A 3930-nucleotide genomic window follows, 5' to 3' on the forward strand; every position below is an offset into this window, starting at 1 on the left:
TGGTTTAGATTATGTATTCCCTGGCTTTAGCTCAAGGTTACAATCAGCTCATGCAAATGCTAATTACTACAGCCTTTGGGGTGCTGGTCATTATGCCATGAATGATTATAAAGAGTACTTCGCTGAAGGTGTGCAAAGTTTCTTTAATGCCAATATGGGTGGTGGTCCAAATACGCGTAGTGCACTACAAGCTGCAGATCCAACCTTGTATGGCATCATCTATGAAATTTTCGGTAACAGCCCTTTCTACCGTTCATGCCCATAAGGTGGCTTCGTTGATTTAGATAAGTCTAGGCACTTCAGTTATTGAAGTGCCTCAACTCAGTACCCCAAGCTTCCACTAGTGTACTTAATTCATATCTTGTTGTGTCTTAGGGAATTACTTATTTTGACAATAATTCAACCTGGTCTGTCAGTGTTTACTAGGTAATTCGCTTATTAATACCAATTGTTTTTACCTTGCCTTCATACATGGGGCGAAACGCTACTAAGTTGACTTAAAAATAAGGCTTACCTGCCATGACCACAACCAACAATGGCGGTAATGGTAGTACATCAGTTGAGCTGCGCGGTTTAGGCTCAGAACGTACTCTAGTTTTAATTAACGATAGAAGACCAGCGACAAGTGATTTTCAAACAATCCCTGCTTCAATGATTAACCGTATATAAATATTAAAAGATGGTGCCGATGCGGTAGCCGGTGTTGTTAACATCATTACGCGTCGCGATTTTGAAGGCGTAGAGTTTAATGTGATAGTAGTGTTGAGTTCCTCAACCACCCTTGGTCTGTTAGCCCATGGAGCGCTTCCGCTGAACAAGATGAATTGTCTTTTTGGCAGAACGGTTTAATTCCGCCAAATCAAGCTGGTGGTAACGTCACCTCTATTGGTAGTGGTTCACCACCTTGTGGTCAATATTATATGCAAGGTCGCCCTATGATACTTGTGATGGTGGTGTTGCTAATATCGGTGATATGCGTGATTTCGACAACCCTGCCGATACCTATAACTACGCACCGGTAAACTTTTTGCAAACCCCATACTAAAAATTAAACATATTTGTTGAAGGCAGTTTTGCCTATAACGACAATGTTACTTTCTACACTGAAACGCGCATAAACAAACGTACTTCTCGTCAAGAATTAGCCGCAGTACCTTATGATACCCGCTACGATCCTGCTTATAGCGGTATATTACCTGATGGCACTGCTTTTAATGGTGTATCAAAAGACAACTACTACAACCTCTTCGGTGAAGATGTGAGCCGCTCACGTCGCCGTATGTTAGAAGGTGGCCGTAGTTTTGAACAAGACAATGTTGGCTTTCAACAAGTTATTGGTATGGAAGGTGAATTTGGTGACGGCTGGAGCTATGATTTAAATTACAATTATGGTTACAACCAATACGCACTAACAGAATTTGGTCAGATTTACGAACCTAACTTAGCTAAAGCCATGGGCCCTTCTTTTAAAGACTCTGACGGCAATATTGTTTGTGGTACCGCAGCGGCCCCCATTGCCGGTTGTGTATCTATGAACGTATTTGGTGGCCCGGGTTCAGTGACCCAAGAAATGCTTGATTATACTTCAGCACCTTTATCTAGCTCCGGAAATTACACCTTACAAACGTTAACGGGTTTTGTTGGCGGTGACATTTATGAATTACCAGCGGGTATTTTAGCAGCTGGTGTTGGTTTTGAGTATCGCTACGATGAAACTGAAACCCATGTAGACTCCTGTTAATTTATTGGTGAAGTATCCGATAATACCTCAAAAGCCACTAATGGTGCGTATGATGTAACCAGTATCTTCACTGAAATCAGAGTACCATTTTTAAGTGATTTACCCGGTGTTAAAAGCATAGAAGTACCTATCGGTGTTCGCTATGATGATTTTTCATTGTTTGGCTCTTCAACAACCTACCAACTTGGTCTTGAGTGGCATGTTGTTGATGGTTTATTAGTACGCAGTACCTATGGCACTGTATTTAGAGCTCCAACGCTTGGCGATCTGTATGCTCCACCTGCTGATTCATACCCGTTTACCAGTGACCCATGTAGTAGTGCCACCTGGTCAGATTTAACTAGCGCTCAACAAGGAAATTGTCAGGCAGACAATGTACCTGCTGGTGGTAGTGCCAATGTTGATGGTCAACAACGTTCAACCGTTGGTGGTAACGCAAATTTAACACCAGAAGAAGGTGATTCACTAACTGTAGGCATCGCTTATTCGCCTGACTTTATCGAAGGCTTAGGTTTGACCTTAGATTACTGGTCAATTGAGCTTGAAAACGTTATTGAGGCCGTTGGCGCCGCTGACTCATTAAACGGTTGTTATAAAGGTGGTGTTGCTTCGCTTTGTAATAACGTTACCCGAGATAGTAAAGGTGAAATTATTGATATCAGTGAACGCTCTGAAAACCTAAGTGCCATGACAGCTAAAGGTATTGATTTTGAGGCAAACTATACTTTTGAAGCTCTATCAGGTGAGTTCTACTTAAACCTTTCATGGAGTCACTTTTTAGAACGTGAAAACCAAGTAGTTGATTACAAGTTCGACTTTGCTATGGAGGACCTCAATGGTCAATTTGAAAACGATAATAGCTATGCCACTGACAAAGTAAACTTCACCGCTAACTATACCTTAGATAACCTAAACTTAAGTTATGCCGCTTACTTTATCTCAGGGCTAGAGTATTATGATTTATTATATTACGGCAGCACACCAAATAATGCTAATGACCAAAGTCAAGGCAATCATATGTATAACGTTGACTCCATTTTGTATCATGATATAACAGCCAGTTATAGCTTTGATACTGGCACCACGATTTCTGCTGATGTTACTAACTTAACCGATGAAGAGCCAATTTATATCGAGCCTGCGCAAAATGGTAATACTGATGAAAGTAATTACCGTTTATTTGGTCGTAGTTGGTTTGTTCGCTTTAGCCAACAGTTCTAATGTTAGTTAGTTAGTTAGTTAGTTAGTTAACGATTCATGGACTAAAACCAAAGCCACTATAGCAATATAGTGGCTTTTTTAATGGTTATGATTATCAAGAATCAGAGTGTTTAAAGTAATTAACTTAAAATTTATTTATGGGTAATAAGGTGAAGAGATGATTAATGTCTAAAAAATTAACTTTATAACAGCTAAGTCAATAATGGACAATTACATCAGTCTAGCCACCCAACAAATAAAAACGGCCAGTAATTATCATCCCAAATTGCCATTGAATATCACTTACTACGTCCATTGAATTATATTAGATTTACCACGAGTGAACTAGGATCACTTCGTGCGCTATATAGTCCTTTCAGTCTGAACAAGACCATAATTAGGATGTTCAGATCATGTACCTATTTCATACGAATATTGTGCGCTAATCACTTTGATGATTTCTCCTTTGCTTTCGATGTTATAGGTACGCCTTAGCTCAATAACACTCTTAAAAAACATCAATAAACGTCTATTTGATTGATCTCATAGTAATTAATACCGTTTTCTATAGTGGGTATTACTGCGCGGGCTTAGTAACATCCTATCTTTGATTAAAAAATTGGTTACAGTGGTTTCTAATTCTATGAATTTGTGGGATATTAATGTAAATTAAATTTTGATTATGGGACGGACATTACTGAGCCGGCTCCATAATAAGCTGTTATGTTTTAAGGAAAGTCTGTGGAAGTATCACTTCGTCCAGTAACAAAAGAAAATTATGAAAAAGTTTGTGAACTCGATATCACAAAAGAACAGGAAGGTTATGTAGCTTGTAATATGTGGTCAATAGTTGAATCTAAGTACAATGAAGGGTATGAAATCAGAGCTATTTATATGAAAGAAGAGCCCGTAGGTTTTTTTATGTGGGTACAAGAATCTAAAGTTAAAATTTCAATTTGGCGCTTTATGGTTGATAAAGAACATCAACA

Annotated in this window: 5 protein-coding genes and 2 pseudogenes; 6 read left to right on the forward strand and 1 reads right to left on the reverse strand. The window is 39.0% G+C overall.

Going from position 1 to position 3930, the window contains the following annotated elements:
* The 4 genes and pseudogenes from HRT50_RS01335 to HRT50_RS01350 form a co-directional block, all read left to right on the forward strand.
* A partial coding sequence (locus HRT50_RS01335; RefSeq protein WP_291610546.1) for a hypothetical protein occupies positions 1-265 on the forward strand: 265 nt, incomplete at its 5' end.
* Between the two features lie 263 nt (positions 266-528).
* A pseudogene (locus tag HRT50_RS01340) lies at positions 529-750 on the forward strand (TonB-dependent receptor); the annotation flags it as partial.
* A gap of 154 nt (positions 751-904) precedes the next feature.
* On the forward strand, positions 905-1045 hold the full coding sequence (locus HRT50_RS01345) for a hypothetical protein (protein WP_291610548.1): 141 nt from the start codon (positions 905-907) through the stop codon (positions 1043-1045).
* 213 nt (positions 1046-1258) lie between these two features.
* Positions 1259-1741, forward strand: a complete 483-nt coding sequence (locus HRT50_RS01350; protein ID WP_291610550.1) for a hypothetical protein — start codon at positions 1259-1261, stop codon at positions 1739-1741.
* On the opposite strand, the gene HRT50_RS01355 is transcribed toward HRT50_RS01350, so the two are convergent.
* Positions 1738-1860 carry a hypothetical protein gene (locus tag HRT50_RS01355; protein WP_291610552.1) on the reverse strand — a complete coding sequence of 41 codons (123 nt, stop codon included), beginning with the start codon at positions 1858-1860 and terminating at the stop codon, positions 1738-1740. The two genes, HRT50_RS01350 and HRT50_RS01355, sit on opposite strands and share 4 nt — an antisense overlap.
* Here HRT50_RS01355 and HRT50_RS01360 point away from each other — a divergent pair.
* Together HRT50_RS01360 and HRT50_RS01365 are read left to right on the forward strand one after the other, a co-directional pair.
* A complete protein-coding gene (locus HRT50_RS01360; RefSeq protein WP_291610554.1) occupies positions 1817-2962 on the forward strand; it encodes a TonB-dependent receptor in 1146 nt (381 codons plus the stop codon). The genes HRT50_RS01355 and HRT50_RS01360 overlap by 44 nt on opposite strands.
* A gap of 720 nt (positions 2963-3682) precedes the next feature.
* Positions 3683-3930: pseudogene (locus HRT50_RS01365) on the forward strand (GNAT family N-acetyltransferase); the annotation flags it as partial.

The sequence above is a fragment of the Colwellia sp. genome (genome assembly GCF_013215345.1).
GTDB lineage: Bacteria > Pseudomonadota > Gammaproteobacteria > Enterobacterales > Alteromonadaceae > Colwellia.